General features: G+C 74.7%; 20 protein-coding genes. 8 read left to right on the forward strand and 12 right to left on the reverse strand.

Annotation, left to right across the window (positions count from 1 at the left end):
• Positions 1 to 206 precede the first annotated feature (206 nt).
• Positions 207 to 1,382, forward strand: a complete 1,176-nt coding sequence (locus tag ACFWEG_RS07610; protein ID WP_387210294.1) for an NAD(P)/FAD-dependent oxidoreductase — start codon at positions 207 to 209, stop codon at positions 1,380 to 1,382.
• A 170-nt stretch (positions 1,383 to 1,552) separates the two neighbouring features.
• On the opposite strand, the gene ACFWEG_RS07615 is transcribed toward ACFWEG_RS07610, so the two are convergent.
• From ACFWEG_RS07615 to ACFWEG_RS07630, 4 genes are read right to left on the reverse strand one after another with little or no spacing between them, the layout of a single operon-like run.
• Positions 1,553 to 1,882, reverse strand: a complete 330-nt coding sequence (locus tag ACFWEG_RS07615) for a hypothetical protein (protein ID WP_387210296.1) — start codon at positions 1,880 to 1,882, stop codon at positions 1,553 to 1,555.
• Positions 1,879 to 2,202 (reverse strand): hypothetical protein, encoded by a 324-nt coding sequence (locus tag ACFWEG_RS07620; protein WP_387210298.1) that lies wholly within the window; start codon positions 2,200 to 2,202, stop codon positions 1,879 to 1,881. The genes ACFWEG_RS07615 and ACFWEG_RS07620 overlap by 4 nt, the downstream gene beginning before the upstream one ends.
• On the reverse strand, positions 2,199 to 2,558 hold the full coding sequence (locus ACFWEG_RS07625) for a hypothetical protein (protein WP_387210299.1): 360 nt from the start codon (positions 2,556 to 2,558) through the stop codon (positions 2,199 to 2,201). Before ACFWEG_RS07625 ends, ACFWEG_RS07620 begins: the two co-directional genes overlap by 4 nt.
• Positions 2,555 to 2,764 carry a type II toxin-antitoxin system Phd/YefM family antitoxin gene (locus ACFWEG_RS07630; protein ID WP_387210301.1) on the reverse strand — a complete coding sequence of 70 codons (210 nt, stop codon included), beginning with the start codon at positions 2,762 to 2,764 and terminating at the stop codon, positions 2,555 to 2,557. Before ACFWEG_RS07630 ends, ACFWEG_RS07625 begins: the two co-directional genes overlap by 4 nt.
• A gap of 523 nt (positions 2,765 to 3,287) precedes the next feature.
• On the opposite strand from ACFWEG_RS07630, the gene ACFWEG_RS07635 reads away from it, so the two are divergent.
• Positions 3,288 to 3,848 carry a hypothetical protein gene (locus ACFWEG_RS07635; RefSeq protein WP_387210303.1) on the forward strand — a complete coding sequence of 187 codons (561 nt, stop codon included), beginning with the start codon at positions 3,288 to 3,290 and terminating at the stop codon, positions 3,846 to 3,848.
• A gap of 79 nt (positions 3,849 to 3,927) precedes the next feature.
• Here the strand turns inward: ACFWEG_RS07635 and ACFWEG_RS07640 are convergent, their stop codons facing one another.
• The 3 genes from ACFWEG_RS07640 to ACFWEG_RS07650 form a co-directional block, all read right to left on the reverse strand.
• Positions 3,928 to 4,245: a hypothetical protein gene (locus tag ACFWEG_RS07640; RefSeq protein ID WP_387210305.1), complete on the reverse strand. Its 318-nt coding sequence runs from the start codon at positions 4,243 to 4,245 to the stop codon at positions 3,928 to 3,930.
• Between the two features lie 211 nt (positions 4,246 to 4,456).
• A complete protein-coding gene (locus ACFWEG_RS07645) occupies positions 4,457 to 4,660 on the reverse strand; it encodes a hypothetical protein (protein WP_387210307.1) in 204 nt (67 codons plus the stop codon).
• Between the two features lie 10 nt (positions 4,661 to 4,670).
• Positions 4,671 to 5,522, reverse strand: coding sequence for a helix-turn-helix domain-containing protein (locus ACFWEG_RS07650; RefSeq protein WP_387210309.1), 852 nt, complete (start codon positions 5,520 to 5,522; stop codon positions 4,671 to 4,673).
• A 248-nt stretch (positions 5,523 to 5,770) separates the two neighbouring features.
• On the opposite strand from ACFWEG_RS07650, the gene ACFWEG_RS07655 reads away from it, so the two are divergent.
• The 3 genes from ACFWEG_RS07655 to ACFWEG_RS07665 all read left to right on the forward strand — a co-directional run bounded on the left by ACFWEG_RS07655 (position 5,771) and on the right by ACFWEG_RS07665 (position 7,728).
• Positions 5,771 to 6,241: an ATP-binding protein gene (locus ACFWEG_RS07655; RefSeq protein WP_387210311.1), complete on the forward strand. Its 471-nt coding sequence runs from the start codon at positions 5,771 to 5,773 to the stop codon at positions 6,239 to 6,241.
• A 45-nt stretch (positions 6,242 to 6,286) separates the two neighbouring features.
• Entirely contained in the window at positions 6,287 to 6,979 is a 693-nt protein-coding gene (locus tag ACFWEG_RS07660; protein WP_387210313.1) for a class I SAM-dependent methyltransferase, read from the forward strand.
• 62 nt (positions 6,980 to 7,041) lie between these two features.
• A complete protein-coding gene (locus ACFWEG_RS07665; RefSeq protein ID WP_387210315.1) occupies positions 7,042 to 7,728 on the forward strand; it encodes a maleylpyruvate isomerase family mycothiol-dependent enzyme in 687 nt (228 codons plus the stop codon).
• A gap of 444 nt (positions 7,729 to 8,172) precedes the next feature.
• On the opposite strand, the gene ACFWEG_RS07670 is transcribed toward ACFWEG_RS07665, so the two are convergent.
• Both ACFWEG_RS07670 and ACFWEG_RS07675 read right to left on the reverse strand, forming a co-directional pair.
• Positions 8,173 to 8,835 carry a DedA family protein gene (locus ACFWEG_RS07670; RefSeq protein WP_387210317.1) on the reverse strand — a complete coding sequence of 221 codons (663 nt, stop codon included), beginning with the start codon at positions 8,833 to 8,835 and terminating at the stop codon, positions 8,173 to 8,175.
• On the reverse strand, positions 8,832 to 9,557 hold the full coding sequence (locus ACFWEG_RS07675; RefSeq protein WP_387210319.1) for a class I SAM-dependent methyltransferase: 726 nt from the start codon (positions 9,555 to 9,557) through the stop codon (positions 8,832 to 8,834). The genes ACFWEG_RS07670 and ACFWEG_RS07675 overlap by 4 nt, the downstream gene beginning before the upstream one ends.
• Positions 9,558 to 9,689: 132 nt before the next feature.
• Here ACFWEG_RS07675 and ACFWEG_RS07680 point away from each other — a divergent pair, with 132 nt between their 5' ends.
• The 3 genes from ACFWEG_RS07680 to ACFWEG_RS07690 all read left to right on the forward strand — a co-directional run bounded on the left by ACFWEG_RS07680 (position 9,690) and on the right by ACFWEG_RS07690 (position 12,154).
• Complete coding sequence (locus tag ACFWEG_RS07680) at positions 9,690 to 10,910, forward strand: sensor histidine kinase (RefSeq protein ID WP_387210321.1); 1,221 nt, start codon at positions 9,690 to 9,692, stop codon at positions 10,908 to 10,910.
• Positions 10,907 to 11,557 (forward strand): response regulator, encoded by a 651-nt coding sequence (locus ACFWEG_RS07685; protein ID WP_387210323.1) that lies wholly within the window; start codon positions 10,907 to 10,909, stop codon positions 11,555 to 11,557. Before ACFWEG_RS07680 ends, ACFWEG_RS07685 begins: the two co-directional genes overlap by 4 nt.
• Positions 11,558 to 11,656: 99 nt before the next feature.
• On the forward strand, positions 11,657 to 12,154 hold the full coding sequence (locus ACFWEG_RS07690) for a DUF1203 domain-containing protein (protein ID WP_387210325.1): 498 nt from the start codon (positions 11,657 to 11,659) through the stop codon (positions 12,152 to 12,154).
• 62 nt (positions 12,155 to 12,216) lie between these two features.
• Here ACFWEG_RS07690 and ACFWEG_RS07695 read toward each other — a convergent pair whose 3' ends face one another.
• The 3 genes from ACFWEG_RS07695 to ACFWEG_RS07705 all read right to left on the reverse strand — a co-directional run bounded on the left by ACFWEG_RS07695 (position 12,217) and on the right by ACFWEG_RS07705 (position 14,933).
• On the reverse strand, positions 12,217 to 13,323 hold the full coding sequence (locus ACFWEG_RS07695; RefSeq protein ID WP_387210327.1) for a PP2C family protein-serine/threonine phosphatase: 1,107 nt from the start codon (positions 13,321 to 13,323) through the stop codon (positions 12,217 to 12,219).
• Between the two features lie 157 nt (positions 13,324 to 13,480).
• Entirely contained in the window at positions 13,481 to 13,741 is a 261-nt protein-coding gene (locus ACFWEG_RS07700) for a hypothetical protein (RefSeq protein WP_387210329.1), read from the reverse strand.
• A 289-nt stretch (positions 13,742 to 14,030) separates the two neighbouring features.
• The gene (locus tag ACFWEG_RS07705) at positions 14,031 to 14,933 is read right to left on the reverse strand and encodes a DUF4394 domain-containing protein (RefSeq protein ID WP_387210330.1); all 903 of its coding nucleotides are present in this window, start codon (positions 14,931 to 14,933) and stop codon (positions 14,031 to 14,033) included.
• Positions 14,934 to 15,099 lie beyond the last annotated feature (166 nt).

Genomic DNA, 15,099 nt, shown 5'->3' on the forward strand with positions numbered 1-15,099 from the left:
ATCCCACAGCACCTCAGACACTAGGCAATGCTGACCTCAGCCCGAACACAAACGCACCCGGATTTCCTTGACCAAACCCATAGGGGCACCCCCCCCGGACGCGCGTCCGCCCGCAGGCGTGACCCACGTCACGTCCGCCTGCTGTCACGTCCCGGCTGCCGCCCCTGTCAGGTGGGTGTCAGCAGGCGGACGAGGAGGGCGGGACGATGGGCGCACACCGGGTGGTGGTTCTGGGGGCCGGGTACGCGGGGTTGGCCGCGGCGACGCAGCTCGCGGGGCGGGTGAAGGGGCGCGGCGGCGTCGAGGTGACGATGGTGGACGCGGCGGAGCGGTTCACCGAGCGGCTGCGGCTGCACATGTCGGGGACCGGGCAGGAGCTGGCCGAACTGAGCGTCCCCGCACTGCTCGACGGCACGGGCGCGCACTTCCGGCGTGGCTGGGTGACGGCGCTCGACACGGACGCCAAGGCCGTGCGGATCGAGGGCGACGACCCGATCCCGTACGACACCCTGGTGTACGCGCTGGGCAGTGTGACGGACACGGCGTCGGTGCCGGGGGCCGCGGACCACGCGCACACCCTGGACGGCGCGCGGGGTGCGGCGGAGCTGGCCGGGCGGCTGGGGCGGCTCGGGGCGGGCGCGACGGTGGTCGTCGCCGGGAGCGGTCTGACCGGGGTCGAGGCCGCGGCGGAGATCGCCGAGCGGTACCCGGCGACGGAGGTGGTCCTGCTCGGGCGCGCGGAGCCGTGCGCGGAGATGAACCGCAGGGCCGCGGCGCACGTCCGCGCCGCGCTCGACCGGCTCGGGGTGCGGGTGCGGGCCGGGGTCGAGGTGACGAAGGTGCTGCCCGGCGCGGTGGAGCTCGCGGGCGGGGAGACGGTTCCCGCGGACGCGGTGCTGTGGGCGAGCGGGACGCGGGTCGCCCCGCTGCCGGCCGCGGCCGGGCTCGACGTGGACGAGCGGGGCCGCATCGTCACCGACCCCGCGCTGCGGTCCGTCTCGCACCCCGACGTGTACGCGGTCGGCGACGCGGCGGCCGTCCGCCAAGGCGACCGCGTCCTGCACGGCACCTGCCAGAGCGGGATGCCGACCGGGGTGCACGCGGCCCTCTCCATCGACCGCGCGCTGCGCGGGCTGGAGCCCCGGCCGTTCCGCTTCGGCTACTACCACTGCCCCGTCAGCCTCGGCCGCGCCGACGCCGTCGTCCAGTTCACCCGCCCCGACGGCCGCCCCCGCCGCCTCGCCCTCACCGGCCGGCTCGCCGCCCGCTACAAGGAGACCGTCACCGCCTCCCCCTGGCCGACGTACGCCCGCATGACCCGCATGCCGGCCTCCGGCGCGTGGTGGCCGCGCGGCGGCCGCTCCACCCGGCCGCGCGGCTGAATCGGGGCGCGGCCGGGGCTACGCGGCCGCGCGCTCGTCCCACCAGGTGGCGGCCGAGTCCCTGACGTCGCGCTCCAGGCCGCCGCCCTTGGTCGCGAAGACCCGGCCGACGGGCTGCGGCCGGCCGCCGCGAAGGACCGCTGCGGGGTCCGCCAGATCGTCCGGTCGCCTCAGGCCGGGGGCGCTTCGTCGGGCGGGAGGACGACGACCCCCTCCAGCGCGTCCGCAAGGGCGAAGTGCGCGGCGGCAGCGTGCAGCGCCTGGAACTCGTCCGTCCGAATCGGGGTGTCGAAGTACCGCAGCACATGGCCCACGTCGTCGATCGCGAGCTCGGGATCGCCGTGCCGCGCCGCCTCGACGTCCGAGGCCAGCGCCCTGCGAGCGGGGTGGGACGCCGCGAGGCGGTCACGGAGGGCCGCGATCGCCAGGGCGGTCAGCTCTGCGGGATCGGCGGCCGGGAGCTCTCCGGCATCCGCGGATCGGTTCGTCGCCCGCTTCACGCCCAGAAGATCTCGAGAACGACGATCTGCGGGTCGGCGTGCCGGCGGATGAACGTGAAGACGATCCAGCCGCGCCCGCCGGCGAGGTCGGCGATGTGAGGCCCGGAGGGGCTGGTCGAGGCGAGGGGGCGCACCGTGATCCAGTGCGGCAGGGCGACGTCCGCGTCGATGCCGCGGAAGTAGGGGTCCGCGGCGGTGACCAGTTCCGCCCGGGCGGCCACAGCCAGGTCGCGGCCGTCCGCGGGCATCTCCTGGAAGGTCTCCCACGCCTGCTTGGTGAAGTCCATCTGCCAGGGCGGGCGGGGGAGCTCCTCGCTCACCGACCGGGCTCCACGGCTGCGGCCTCGTGCCGGAGCCTGCTGTACTCCTCCAGCAGACGAGCGGATTCGGCGGGGTCCTCGGCCATCGCCGCCCGGGCTTCGAGATCCCGCAGCCGCTTCTCGAGCGCCGGGTCGCGGGCGATGGCGTACTGCGTCCACCAGAGCCGCATGAACGCCGGAACCGGGGCGATGCTGAACGCGTCGGCGATCACCCGGCGCCAGTGCGCCTCGAAGTCCGGCAGGAGATGCGGGGCGTGCTCCTGGATCGCCAGCCGCAGGGCCTGCGGGGTGCGCTCCGGCATCGGGGGGACCCGCGCGGGATCGCCCCCGGAGTACGGAGCGGGCTCTGCGGTCATGACGGGCCGCTCCCGGTGATGTGCTGCGTGCCGGACGCGGGCCCACCGGCGACGGACGTCTGCTCGAACCACTCCACCGGGACCAGGTAGGCGACGGTCCTGCCCTTGCGGGTGATCGCCGCGGCCTCCCCCGCGATCCGCGTGCGGTCGAGGATCTCGCCCATGCCCCTGCGGAGATCGATGGTCGTGTACGTCCTGGTCTCCATGACATCAACGTATAACAACTCTCATAGTCGCCACCTGCGCACCGGAGAACTCGAAGCCACCGACCGCGGACGGGACCGAGCCACGGAAACGCCGTTCCTCCTGCCGCTCGGGCATGCCTTCGGGCCGACGGCACGTCCCGTCGCGGCGGCCGCCGCACTACGGCCGGCCTTCGGCGCGGTTCGACGCCTGCCTCGCGGCCCGTTCGTGGTCGCACCGACGACGGGGACGCACGCGCGTCTCGTACGGCGTCGCGGTGGCGCAAGCCCCTCCTCGCCCCTGCGCCGGCCGCGGGCGATCAGGAAGAGTCCGCTACCGAAACCGAGCACGAGCCATCCGGTCGTCGTGGGCCAGTCGTCGGCCGAGGTCGGGTCCCCCGTCCGGTGGGAGGTGTCGGGCCCGGGCGGCGCAAGATGCCCTGCGGCAACGGGGCGTGGCACCGAGGGCAGGTGGCCGTGCTCCTGTGGCCGATCCTTTTCCCGCCCCCGTTTCTGAACGCGTTCAAAACTGGCGTACGCTGCCGCCATGAGCGACCCGAACGGGCCGAGAGCCCTTCTCACGCGCATACGCGCCTGGTTGATCCTCTTCATCGTCTGCCTCGTGCTGAGCGGGGTCACCGCCTTTCCGCTCGTCACCGAACTCCGCTTGATGGACGCCTCGTTGGACGGATGGGCGTCCCCGCTCGCCGACGCCCTGCCCGGGCTCGCCGAGTGGATCGACCGCGTGCGGGGCGGGCTGGAGACGGCCGACGCGCAGGCCCCGTACCTGCTGTACGGCACGGACTGGCTGGCCTTCGCGCACCTCGTCATCGCGGTCGCGTTCTACGGCCCCCACCGCGATCCCGTCCGCAACATCTGGGTCGTCGAGTTCGGCATGATCGCCTGCGTCGGCATCATCCCCCTCGCCCTCGTCTGCGGGCCCCTGCGCGGCATCCCCTTCTGGTGGTCCGTCATCGACATGTCGTTCGGGGTCGTCGGGATCCTCCCGCTCCTCCACGTCCGCCGCCTGATCAAACGGCTCGAATCCGTGACCGACGACAGCGCCCCGACCACCGGCTCCCGGCGCCTGGCGCGCACCGCGGCGTAGCGGCGGGTTCCCGGACTCCGGGCGCGGCCACGTGCGCCTCGGCACCGCCGCGGCTGCGGCTGTCACCGTGCCGCCGCGCTCACGACCGGCCACTCGCGCCCGGGTCGAGGGCGGAAGCACGGCCGACTGCGGCGAACAGGACGAGCGGCAGCTCCTTGTCGGCCTGGCCGAGTGCCGGCGCAAGCCAACGGCCGCTGTCCCCGAGCGGCCACACCTGCATGCTCCCGACCTGTTGGCTGAGGTGATCGAGCGGCTCCGGCACCGGCTCTCCGTTGCAACCGGCACTCAGATACGGTCCCAGGTCGACGACGCGGGCAGTACCCCACCGCGTCGTCAGGTGTGCTGCCAGGTCGTCGAGGCAGGACCGCAGGCCGGCTTCCGCTTCAACCCAGGCCACCGCCCTCCCCGGAGGCGTCGGCATACGTCACCTCCGCGAACGGCCGGGCGACCAGCGCGTCGAGCATCGAAAGGTACGTCTCGGCGGTCATGGGCGCATGCCAGGGGGCCGCGCGGCAACCATCGGCGGTGGCCGTGGCACGACGCGGGGCGTCGCAGGCGAACATGCACCCACCCGGCGAGGCGGCAGCCCGACCGGCGGGATCGGGAGGTCAGTTCGAACCGGACAGCAGGTGGTCCGCCTTGCCGGCCTTGATGCCGCGGATCAGCTCGCGCAGGGCGTCGCGGGTGTCGGTGAGGGGGTGGGCCTCGTCGCCGGCGACGGCGATGTAGGCGTTGCCGGCGGGGTCGGTGCCGAGGCGGAAGCAGGCGGAGCCTTCCGCGCAGAAGGGGTCTTCCCACTGGATGTCGCTCATGGACCTCTCCTCAGAGTTGGCGCGCGATGGATTGGATGAAGTCCCGCGACGCGGCGGGTGACAGTGCGCGGTGCTCCAGCCAGTCGAGTTGGAGACGGTACTTCGACAACTGGGCCTCCTGGTACAGGAATTCCGGCCCGTGAGCGCTGTCGATCTGCACGGTGTCGAGTTGCGGGACAGGCCCCTCCAGGTACACGACGGTCTGACCCGCGCCCGGAATGGGACCGGCCTCGAAGGGCATGACGGTCAGCGTCACGTTGTCCTGCTCGGACAGTTCGACGAGATGAGCCAGTTGGGCGCGAGTGACGTCAACGCCGCCGAACCGCATGCGCAGAGCGGCCTCGTGCAGTATGCCGACGTACGCGGTGGGGTTGTCTCCGGACAGGATCCGGCCCCGCTCCAGCCGATGAGCCATGCGCAACGCGACCTCGTGCTCGGGCAGTGGGGGAAGGCCGGCGCGGAAGACGGCCTGCGCGTAGTCGCTGGTCTGGAACAGACCCGGAACGTGCAGGACGTGCATGGTGCGGATGCGCCGGGCCTCCGCCTCCAACTCGGCGATGTCGAGCAGCGCAGCGGGGAGGCTCCCCCGGTACCGCTCCCACCAACCGGGCGCGACCGGTTGGGCCATGGCGACCAGGGCATCCACATACGCGGCGTCCGAGCAGTCGCAGTTGCACGCCAGAATGCGCAGTCGCTCGGAGCTGATCGCACGAGCGCCGGACTCGATGCCGGAGATCTTGCCCCGGTCCACACCGAGGAGTCCGGCCGCGAACTCACCGGTCATGCCCGCCGCGGTGCGCATCTTCCGCACCTCCGCGCCCAGCCTGCGCTGACGCTCGGTCGAGGCGCTCCTCGCACCCATACGGCTCCTTCGCTCGGGACAGCGTCAGTCTACGGCGCGCAGCATTCACCCCGTTTGCGGGGCAACATTGGCACTCGTTGCTCTACAGTGGGTAACGCGTCCGCCACACACGGCAGTTGAAGCGCATCGCGCGTGCCCGCCCGTACGCTCTCTCCCTGGGAGGGGTCGGGCCCGCGCTCAGGGAGACAGGCCACTGCTGCCGTGACGGCGACGCGTACCCTCACCCCCCTCTCGAAAGGGAGCCCGCGATGTTCGTCGTGCACGCTCCGCCCACCGGGCGAGTCGCCGTACCGTCCCCCGACGCCCTGATGTGCAGCCTCACACTGCCGGGCGACCCGCACGTAGGGTCGATCGCCCGCGCCGCCGTGCGCTCCGCGCTGCACGCGCACGGCCTGGACGACCTCGCGCCGGCGGGTGTCCAGGCGGTAGGCGAACTCGTCGCCTGCGCATGCCTGTTGGCCCCGGGCGAGGCCCTCTACCTCTCCCTCCGCTACCGCGACGCGACCCTCCGCCTCACCACGTACGACCACGCGCCCCGCCCCGCCCACCCCCGCCTCGCCGCCGCCTGCGACACCCACCGCGACCGTGCGCTCGGCCTGCTCGCCGAGCTCGTCGCCGCGTGCGAGGGGCACTGGGGCCACTCCCCCGCCCCGCACCCCGCCACGCCCGGCACCCGCACCTGGGCGCACCTGCCGCGTGCGGGCGCGGCCCGCTGGTAGTCGCGCGGCCTTCCGCGAGCGCGAGCGCCGTGATGCGATGGGGATATGAGCGGATGGACGCGGGAGGGGTACGGCGGTACGGGGGCGGGGGCGTTCACGCCGGACGGGTGTGCGGTGGAGGTGTACACGCGGCTGCCGGTGGGCGACGAGCCGGACGTCGTCGCGGGGGCCGTGCGCGCCGGGGCACGCATCCTGGAGCTGGGCTCGGGGGTCGGCCGGGTGACGCACCCGCTGCTGGAGCGGGGCTTCACCGTCACCGCGGTGGACGCGTCGCCGCAGATGCTGGAGCGGGTCCGCGGCGCGCGCACCGTGTGCGCGCCGATCGAGTCGCTGGAGCTCGACGAGCGGTTCGACGTGGTGCTGCTGGGATCGTTCCTGGTGCACGCGGGGGACGAGGACGTGCGCCGCGGGCTGCTGCGGACCTGCCGCCGGCACGTGGCGGACGACGGGTGCGTGCTGATCCAGCGGGAGCCCGAGGACGCGCACGAGAACGTGCCGCGCGAGCGGAAGGTGCCGGCGGGCGTCGTGCGCGTGGTGTCGTCGGCACCGATCGGGCCCGGCGTGCGGTCGGTGCACGCCGAGTACGTCTTCGGTGACGGGACGTGGACCCAGACGTTCCTCTCCCGGCCCCTGACGCCGGAGCGGTTCGAAATCGCGCTCGCGGAAGCGGGGTTGGCGATCGACACCTACCTCACCGAGGACCGCACGTGGGTGCGTGCGCATCCGGTCCGCACGTAGAGGCGTACCAGCGCGTGGAAAGGCCGACGCTCGCCCGCGGTTCGGCCGGTACGTTGCGCGCCATGGACTACCTGGTGGAACTGCGGCGTGAACTGGACGCTTTCGGCGCGCTGTTGGACGGCGATCTCGCGGCCCCGGTCGAGCACTGCGGCGACTGGACCCTGGCGGATCTGGCCGTGCACATGGGCGCGGGCAACCTGTGGGTGGTCACGGCGGTGCGCGAGGGGCACGGGCGCGGCTACGACGAGGACGCCGCGCCCCGCGACCCGGCCGGCCTCGCGGACTGGTACGCGCGGAGTGCGGACGCGCTCGTCGAGGCGCTGTCGGCGGACCCCGCGACGGATGCGTGGACGTTCCACCCGCCGCACACTGTCGGGTTCTGGCGCCGGCGCCGCGCCCAGGAGACGCTGGTGCACCGCTGGGACGCGGAACGCGCGCTCGGCTCGACGACGCCGATGGACCCCGCGCTCGCCGCGGACGGGGTCGCCGAGGTCTTCGACACCATGGCGCTGCGCATGATCGCGAAGGGCGCCGCCGTGCCGCCGGCGCAGGCCGTACGTGTCACCGCGACCGACACCGGCGACAGCTGGGTGTTCGGCCCCGGCGAGCCGGTCGCCCAACTCGACGGCACGGCAAAGGACTTGTTGTTGATGCTGTGGCAGCGCGCACCAGCCGACACCGCGGCGGTGACGTGGACGGGCGACCGTACGGCGGGCTTGGCCGTCCTGGCGGGCCCGCTGGTGCCCTGACGCGCGAGCGGGCGCGGCGGCGCGCGGGCCGGACGGCGGTCACCGCTCGTGGGCGCGCGCCCGACCACCGGACCGCTCGGCGTCGTCCGTCTCCCCCAGCCCCGCGAGGAATGGCGGGTGCGCCGTCGACCAGGTCGAGGACCCGCAGCAGTTCCGGCCGCAGCCGCCCGGCCGTCGCCTTCGCCTTCGCCGAGGCGCTCGTCCGCCGCACCCAACTCTTTCCCGCGAGCCGGTCGAGGTGGCAGCGCTCGATCTCACTACGAGGTCCGCTCGCTGCAGCTCAGGGAGGGCGTGGAGCCCGCGGGGCGTACGGGGTTCGGGCTGCACGTCCGCGGATGAGGCGGCGGCCGACCCGGGACGGCGAAGCCCTGCCGCTGCGCGGCCGGCCGAGCGAGCGTCCGCCGCTGCGCGGCGGGCTCTCCCACCCGCAGCCGCCCATGACTGTCACCTGTGCAGGTGCCGCACCGGCAGAAGGCGCTTCGCCCCTTCCAGAGGCGGAGTGAGATGGCGTCGCGCCGCGCCCCCGGCCCGGCGCCGCAGGACGCTCGCGCCGGCCAGGGCCGCCACCGCGCCCAGCGCCACCAGGGCGATCGCCGGCCCGCCGTACGCGACGGCTCGCCGCGCCGCGTCCGCCGCGACGTATCCCGCCGCCGCCTCCGCGCCCGCCCACAGCACGGCGGCGGCCAGGCTGTACGGGGCGATGCGGCGGTAGGGCAGGCGGGTCGCGCCCGCAAGGTGCGGGGCGAGGGTCCGCACGACCGGCACGAACCGGCAGAGGAGGACGGCGCGGCCGCCGTGGCGGTCCATGAGGTGCTCGGCGCGCCACCAGGCCGCCGCGGGTACCCGGCGTCCGATCCGGCCGGTCCGCAGCCGGCCGCCGAGCGCCCGCCCGGTGCGATGGCCCAGCGCGTCCCCCGCGACGACCGCGCCCGCCGCGACGGCGACGACCACCGCCAGGTGCAGCCCGCCGCCGCGGGCCAGTGCGCCGGCGGCGAGCAGCAGGGTCAGGGTGGGGACGAACGCGCCGAGCAGCAGCACGGACTCGGCGAGGACCGCGTACGCGGCCGGGGCGGGGAGGCCACCCAGCAGACCGGTCAGGGAGGTCACCGTGACGCTCCGACCGGGACGGCCGGGGTCGGGCGGGGGGTGTCGAGGGGGCGGCGGAGTTGCCAGACGGTGGCCGGGGGGAGGTTGCTCCAGACCGTCCAGCGGCCGGTGGCGTAGCGCCGCTGGTAGCCGGTGAGCACGTCCTCGACGGCGCGGTGGCGGCGCGCCTCGGCGCGCGAGGAGGTGAGGGCGCGGGCGAGTCGGGTGCCGCGGTAGGCGAAGTAGGTGAGGGTGCCGCCGGGCCGGAGCAGCTCCAGGTAGCGGTCCATGACCGCCTCGACCTGCGCGGGGGCGAAGTTGGTGAACGGCAGTCCGGAGACGATGACGTCGTAGGACCGGCGGGTGTCGAGCTGCTCGACCAGGGCGTGGTGCACGCGGACGCTCTGCGCCGCGCCCGCCAGGAGCGGATGCGCGCGCACCAGGCCACGCAGCCGCGCGGCGAACCGCCCGTTGGCCTCGACGACGTCGAGCCGGCTGCCCGGCGCGAGGGCCGGGATCAGCGCGCGGGTGACCGCACCGGTGCCCGCGCCCGCCTCCAGGACGTCCAGCGTGGCCGCGCCGGACGCGCGCACGGGGTCGGTGAGCAGCCGGGCGAGCGCCCGGCCGCTGGGGGCGACGGCCCCGGTGGTGCGCAGGTCGCGGGCGGCCTCGATGAGGAACGTCCAGCCCTCGGCGTTGCGCTGCGCGAGGGCCCGGTCGGGGGATGTGGTCCAGTCGTCCATGCCTTCGACGCTAGGGACGGCTCCACACCTGCGGATCCGCCCTTGTGAGCCGACCGCCCCCTACGAAAGTAGGGGGTCGGGATGCCCGGTCGTCGGAGGTGCGGTCCTCGCGCGCCTGCCTACGCTGAGGGCGTGAGACGGGAACAGCACCCCAGGTGGAGCCGGTACGGGCGGTACGGCCTCGTCGTGCTGCTCACCCTCGCCGCCGTCCAGAACGCGGCGTCGACCGACCGCGGCCGTTACCTCGCCGTCCCCACCGCCGTCGCCCTGGCCTGCGGTCTCACGCTGCTGCCGCGCCGGGCGCCCTGGTGGCTCGCCCCGGCAGCGACGACGACGGCGGCCGGGCTCTGGGGCTGGCCGATGCTGCCGCTGCTGCTGATCGCGCTGTTCGACCTCGCCGCCCGCCGGCGCACCCGCGCGGCCGTGGTCTGCGCGCTCGCCGCCCTCACCGCCAACGCCGTCCTGCAGCCGACGGTGTCGCTGTGGCGGCCGCAGCAGTACGGGGCGGCGCTGTTCCTGCTGCTCGCCGTCGTCGGCGGGCTGTGGATGGGCAACCGGCGGCGGCTGGTGGAGGCGCTGAACGCGCGGGTGGAGCAGCTGCGGACCGAGCGGGAGCTGCGGGAGCAGGCCGCGCGGATGGCGGAGCGCTCGGCGATCGCCGCCGAGATGCACGACGTGCTCGCCCACCGGCTCAGCCTGATCGCCCTGCACACCGGGGTCCTCACCACCCGGAAGGACGCGCTGCCCGCCCCCGTCGTCGAACGGCTCGCGCTGCTGCGGACGGCGTCGACCGACGCGCTCACCGACCTGCGGGACGTCCTCGGCGCCCTGCGCGCGCCGGACGCCCCCGCCGAGCAGGGCCCGCCCGCGCCCGTCCTGCGCGACGTCGAGGAGCTGGCGGCGCAGGCGCGGGACGCCGGGCAGGACGTCGGGCTGTCGGTCGAGGGCCGCGCGGAGCAGGCGCCCGCCGCGCACCGGCTCGCCGTCTACCGGCTGGTGCGGGAGGCGCTGACCAACGCCCGCAAGCACGCGCCCGACGCGCCGGTCCGGGTCCGCGTCGACTTCCGGCCGCCCGCCACCCTGATCGAGGTGGTCAACCCGCCCGGCGGCGCCGTCCGCGACGCCCCGGCCGTGGGGTCCGGCTTCGGGCTCGTCGGGTTGCGCGAGCGGGTCGAGGCGCTCGGCGGACACCTGAGCGCGGGGCCCGGCGGCGCGGGGGCGTGGCGGCTGGCCGCGCGCATCCCCCACCCCCAGCCGGAACGCGACGCCGAGCCCGGCCCGGCCACCGGCCGCACCCCCGCACCCGCACCCGCACCCGCACCCTCACCCGAAGAGGACGGTCCCCACCCGTGATCCGCGCCATGGTCGTCGACGACGACGCCCTCGTCCGCCTCGGTCTCACCGACCTGCTCGACGGAGACGACGCCATCGAGGTCGTCGCCCAGGCCGTCGACGGCCTGCACGCCGTCGAGCAGGCCTCCGCCCACCGCGTCGACGTCGCCCTGGTCGACGTCCGCATGCCCCGCATGGACGGCATCGCCGCCACCCGGCGGCTGCGCGCCCTCCCCAACCCGCCGCGGGTGATCACCCTGACCACGTTCGACCTCGACGAGTACGTCTACGACGCGCTCGCCGCCGGTGCGGACGGGTTCCTGCTCAAGGACACCGACCCCGCCGAGATCCTGCGCGCCGTCCACCTCGTCGCCGGCGGGTCCGCGATGCTGCACCCGGCCGCCGCGCGCCGGGTCATCGACCGCTACCACCACGCCGACCGGCTGCGCTCCACCGACGCGGCGCGCCGCATCGAGCCGCTCACCCCGCGCGAGAAGGACGTCCTCGCCCGGCTCGCCGAGGGCGACACCAACGCGGACATCGCCGAGCGGCTCGCCATGCGGGAATCCACGGTGAAGTCCCACGTCAGCCGCATCCTCACCACCCTCGACGTGACCAACCGCGTCCAGGCCGCCCTCCTCGCCCGCGACGCGGGGCTCACCGGCTGACGGACGCGGCGTCGCATTCCCGCCGGTGCGGGGCGGGTGGGCCGTTGGAGTCTTGGGGTGCGTCCTCGTCCGGGGGCGCGGGACGGAAGGAGCCCGGACATGGGTGTCGGCATCGAGGCGCGGGCCATCGACCCGGTCGTGTTGCAGGAGTTGCGGGAGCGGGACGACGCGGGGGTCGCGCGGGTGCCGTTCGTCGACGAGGAGGGCGGCGCGCCGCTGCGGTGCTGCTGGCGGCGGAGCGGGGTCGGGGAGCGGATCGTGCTCGTGTCGTACGCGCCGCTGCGGAGGTGGGCGGCGGAGGTCGGCGCGGCGCCGGGGGCGTACGACGAGGTGGGTCCCGTGTTCGTGCACGCGCAGGAGTGCGCGGGGCCCTCCGGCCCGGCGTATCCGGCCGAACTGCACGGTCCGCGGCGGGTGTTGCGCGCGTACGGCGCGGACGGGCACATCCTGGGCGGCACGCTCGTCGAGCTGCCCGCCTCCCGTGCGGACGAGGTCGAGGCCCTCGCCGCGGAGGTGTTCGCCGACCCGGCGGTGGCGGTGGTCCACGTGCGGGCGGTGGAGTACGGGTGCTTCTTCCTGGAGCTGCGGAGGCCTTGAGCGGCCGGCGACGCGAGAGTGCGCGGCGCTCCGCCGCGGATAGCGGGCTCCGCCCGGTGGCCTCAGATGCCGGCCGGGCTGTTTCTTGTTGCCCCCGTACGCGGCACGCCGATCGCCAGGACCGCGCGGTCGTCCGACTCCGCGCGGCCCGACCAGGTGTCGACGCGTTCGAGGAGGGTGTGCAGGACGGTGTCGGGGTCGGTCGCGGGAAGGTCGCGCAGGCCGAGGAGGGGGTCGAAGAAGGTGCCGGCGGAGTCGCGGGCCTCGGTGATGCCGTCGGTGAGGAGGACGAGGGTGGTGCCGGGGTCCAGGAGGAAGTCGCCGGGCGGGGTGCGGCGGCCGCCGAGGCCGGTGCCGAGGGGGAGGTCGCACTCGGCGGGGTCGAGGCGGCGGACCCCCGAGGGGGAGATCGCGTACGGCGAGGGGTGCCCGCAGTTCAGGAGCCGAACGCGGCTTCCGTCGCATGGGAGTTCGGCGAGGACGGCGGTGGTGAACGCCTCCAGGGTCTCCGCCCCGCCGTCGCGGTCGGTGTTGCGGGCGAGGGCGTCCTCGAGGCGGTCGACGAGTTCGGGGAGGGTGGCCGCCTCGTGGGCGCGTTCGCGGAACGCTCCGAGCAGCAGGGAGACGGTCGAGACCGCGCCCATCCCCTTGCCGCGCACGTCGCCGAGCAGCACCCGCAGGCCGTAGGGGGTGTCGGCGACGGCGTAGAGGTCGCCGCCGATGCGGGCGTCGCGCTGCGCGGCCTTGTAGGACGCGGCGATGCCGAACCCGGCGACGGAGGACGGCGGGTTCGGCAGCAGCGCGTACTGCGCGGCCTCCGCGACGCTGGTGACGGACTTCAGGTGGACGCCGTAGCGGTCGAGGAGCCGGTTCAGGTCGAGCCCGATGAGGCCGGCGACGGCGATGTAGACGGCGTTGGTGACGCCGGTGGAGTCGACGTAGCCCTCCTCGGAGTACCGGATGAGCAGGGTCGCGACGAGCGCGAGCACGGAGATCCAGGCCGTGGTGCGCAAGGTGGTGATGACGCCGGCGGTCACGCAGGTCAGGGCGAGGAGCGGGCCGGTGTTCAGCCAGGGCGGCGTGGCGAACCCCAGGAGCACCCCGAAGAAGAGCAGCACCCAGGGGATGAACAGGGCGTAGGACGGCCAGCGCCGGCCGATGCGATCCATCCGTTGCGTCTCCAAGCCGTGGGGAGGCCGTCAGGCCCCGGGACCGCCGAGGGGCCCGGCGGACGCGGGTCCGCCTCCGGACGCGGGTCCGCCCCCGGACGCCGGAGCGTGCGGGGGCGGACCGTCCGACCGTGCGGCACCCGTGAGCGCAGCAGGGTCAGGAGCGCGAACCCACGACGGTGCCGGTGGCACCCGCGGGGGTGGCGACGGCGTTCTTCGTCAGGAAGTACGCCGTGTCGCCCCAGAAGCCGCTCTTGACCGCGGAGGTGGCGCCACCGGCGGCCGTGGCCGAGTTGGTCTTCTGCTTGTAGGCGGGACCCGAGTCCGGACCCTCACCCGCGGCGGCGACGCCGGCACCGGCGAACAGGACAGGAACCAGAACCGCGGTGGTGACGACGGCCTTGAAAGCGCTGCGCATCGAATGCGTTCCCTTCACGTGAAGACGAGTCAGGAGATGCGGACGGATCCGCCTCTCCCAGCCGGTCGGAACCGGCGCGGGGCCACTCGCTGTAAGCCCCGCATGACTCAGCGTGCATACGCGGTCACCGGTCCGCACGTCGAGAACGCCCGATCACGCGCTCCGGGCCGTCCGGGACGGCCGTCGGTCGTATCAAATGACCTTCGCGCCAACGGAGTTGACGGCCCCTCGCGTCCGATCGGGTGATGTCGCTACGGACGGCCTACCCGTCACCCGAGGGGCCGTGCGCTCACGCCTGGCCGAGGGGCAGCGCGAGGTCGGTGACGGGGGTCGAGCCGGGGAACGCGCCGCGGTCGCCCGCCCGGCCGCCGAGGAGGTCGACGGCGTACAGGCGGGGGCCCTGCGCGGTGCGCAGGACCGCGAAGCCGCTGTTGGCGCCGTTCTCGCCGGTGTAGACGTCGAAGCCGGCGTCCGGGCCCGCGGCGACGCCCAGGTTGCCGGTGGGGGCGAGCGTGCCGGCGTTGGCGGGCGACTGCAGGGAGACGCGGTCGTTCGCGGTGTCGATGTCGAACAGCGAGGTCGCCGTCGCCGGGTTCAGGTCGTTGTTCGTGTACGCCGCACCGGTGACGCCGAGCGCGGTGGTCGGGGCGGGCATCGTCGGGTTGGTGAGGACGGTGTCCGCGATCGTGCCGACGGGCGCGGCCGGGTCGTCGATGTTGTGGCGCAGGTTCTGGCCGGTGTCGCTGACGACGCGCAGCCGGTTGGCGGCGGGGTTGAAGTCGACGCCGAAGTTCGTGCCGTTGAGCGCGGCGGTCAGCTGCGAGACCTTCTTCGCGCGCGCCTTCTCGGTCAGCGTGTAGATCCCGCCGCGGTCGCCGACGCCGTACAGCGCGCCGTTCTGCACCCGGAAGTCGATGCCGACCAGCTTCCGGTCGCCGGACAGCCCCTTCAGCTTGCCGTACGACCACGGCTTGCCCGGGGTGCGGACGTTGAACCCGACCAGCCGCTGGTCGGCGGTCAGGCCGACCGCCATCAGGTCGGGGCGGGCCGAGGCGGAGTGCTGCCGGTCGGCGAACGGGCGCGCGCTGTCGCGGCCCGAAGGGCCGTCGTCCGCGACGGCGGAGACGGACGCGGTCATGCAGGCGAGCGCGGCGACGGTCGAGAGCGCGGCGGCGGCGGTGCGGGTACGCACAGGTGATCTCCCACGACGGGTTCCCGCCCCCTGGTTGGGCGCGGGTTCGTAGGAGCTTCGGCGCGAAGCCCCCCACGGACGGGTCGTCGGGCCGCACAGGCCCGCACGACCACCCGATCGGACCAGCAACGGCGGGCACGGGGCCGCGGCCTGCCCCGAAACCCGG

Source organism: Streptomyces sp. NPDC060194, from assembly GCF_042728285.1.
Lineage (GTDB): Bacteria > Actinomycetota > Actinomycetes > Streptomycetales > Streptomycetaceae > Streptomyces.

What these genes read in the sequence shown, in the direction of transcription:
- ACFWEG_RS07660 (WP_387210313.1), top strand. Translation starts at nt 6,287, where the DNA reads ATGAGCGGATGGACGCGGGAGGGGTACGGCGGTACGGGGGCGGGGGCG.
- ACFWEG_RS07665 (WP_387210315.1), top strand. Translation starts at nt 7,042, where the DNA reads ATGGACTACCTGGTGGAACTGCGGCGTGAACTGGACGCTTTCGGCGCG.
- ACFWEG_RS07630 (WP_387210301.1), bottom strand. Translation starts at nt 2,764, where the DNA reads ATGGAGACCAGGACGTACACGACCATCGATCTCCGCAGGGGCATGGGC.
- ACFWEG_RS07635 (WP_387210303.1), top strand. Translation starts at nt 3,288, where the DNA reads ATGAGCGACCCGAACGGGCCGAGAGCCCTTCTCACGCGCATACGCGCC.
- ACFWEG_RS07650 (WP_387210309.1), bottom strand. Translation starts at nt 5,522, where the DNA reads ATGGGTGCGAGGAGCGCCTCGACCGAGCGTCAGCGCAGGCTGGGCGCG.
- ACFWEG_RS07625 (WP_387210299.1), bottom strand. Translation starts at nt 2,558, where the DNA reads ATGACCGCAGAGCCCGCTCCGTACTCCGGGGGCGATCCCGCGCGGGTC.
- ACFWEG_RS07690 (WP_387210325.1), top strand. Translation starts at nt 11,657, where the DNA reads ATGGGTGTCGGCATCGAGGCGCGGGCCATCGACCCGGTCGTGTTGCAG.
- ACFWEG_RS07610 (WP_387210294.1), top strand. Translation starts at nt 207, where the DNA reads ATGGGCGCACACCGGGTGGTGGTTCTGGGGGCCGGGTACGCGGGGTTG.
- ACFWEG_RS07700 (WP_387210329.1), bottom strand. Translation starts at nt 13,741, where the DNA reads ATGCGCAGCGCTTTCAAGGCCGTCGTCACCACCGCGGTTCTGGTTCCT.
- ACFWEG_RS07645 (WP_387210307.1), bottom strand. Translation starts at nt 4,660, where the DNA reads ATGAGCGACATCCAGTGGGAAGACCCCTTCTGCGCGGAAGGCTCCGCC.
- ACFWEG_RS07675 (WP_387210319.1), bottom strand. Translation starts at nt 9,557, where the DNA reads ATGGACGACTGGACCACATCCCCCGACCGGGCCCTCGCGCAGCGCAAC.
- ACFWEG_RS07695 (WP_387210327.1), bottom strand. Translation starts at nt 13,323, where the DNA reads ATGGATCGCATCGGCCGGCGCTGGCCGTCCTACGCCCTGTTCATCCCC.
- ACFWEG_RS07655 (WP_387210311.1), top strand. Translation starts at nt 5,771, where the DNA reads ATGTTCGTCGTGCACGCTCCGCCCACCGGGCGAGTCGCCGTACCGTCC.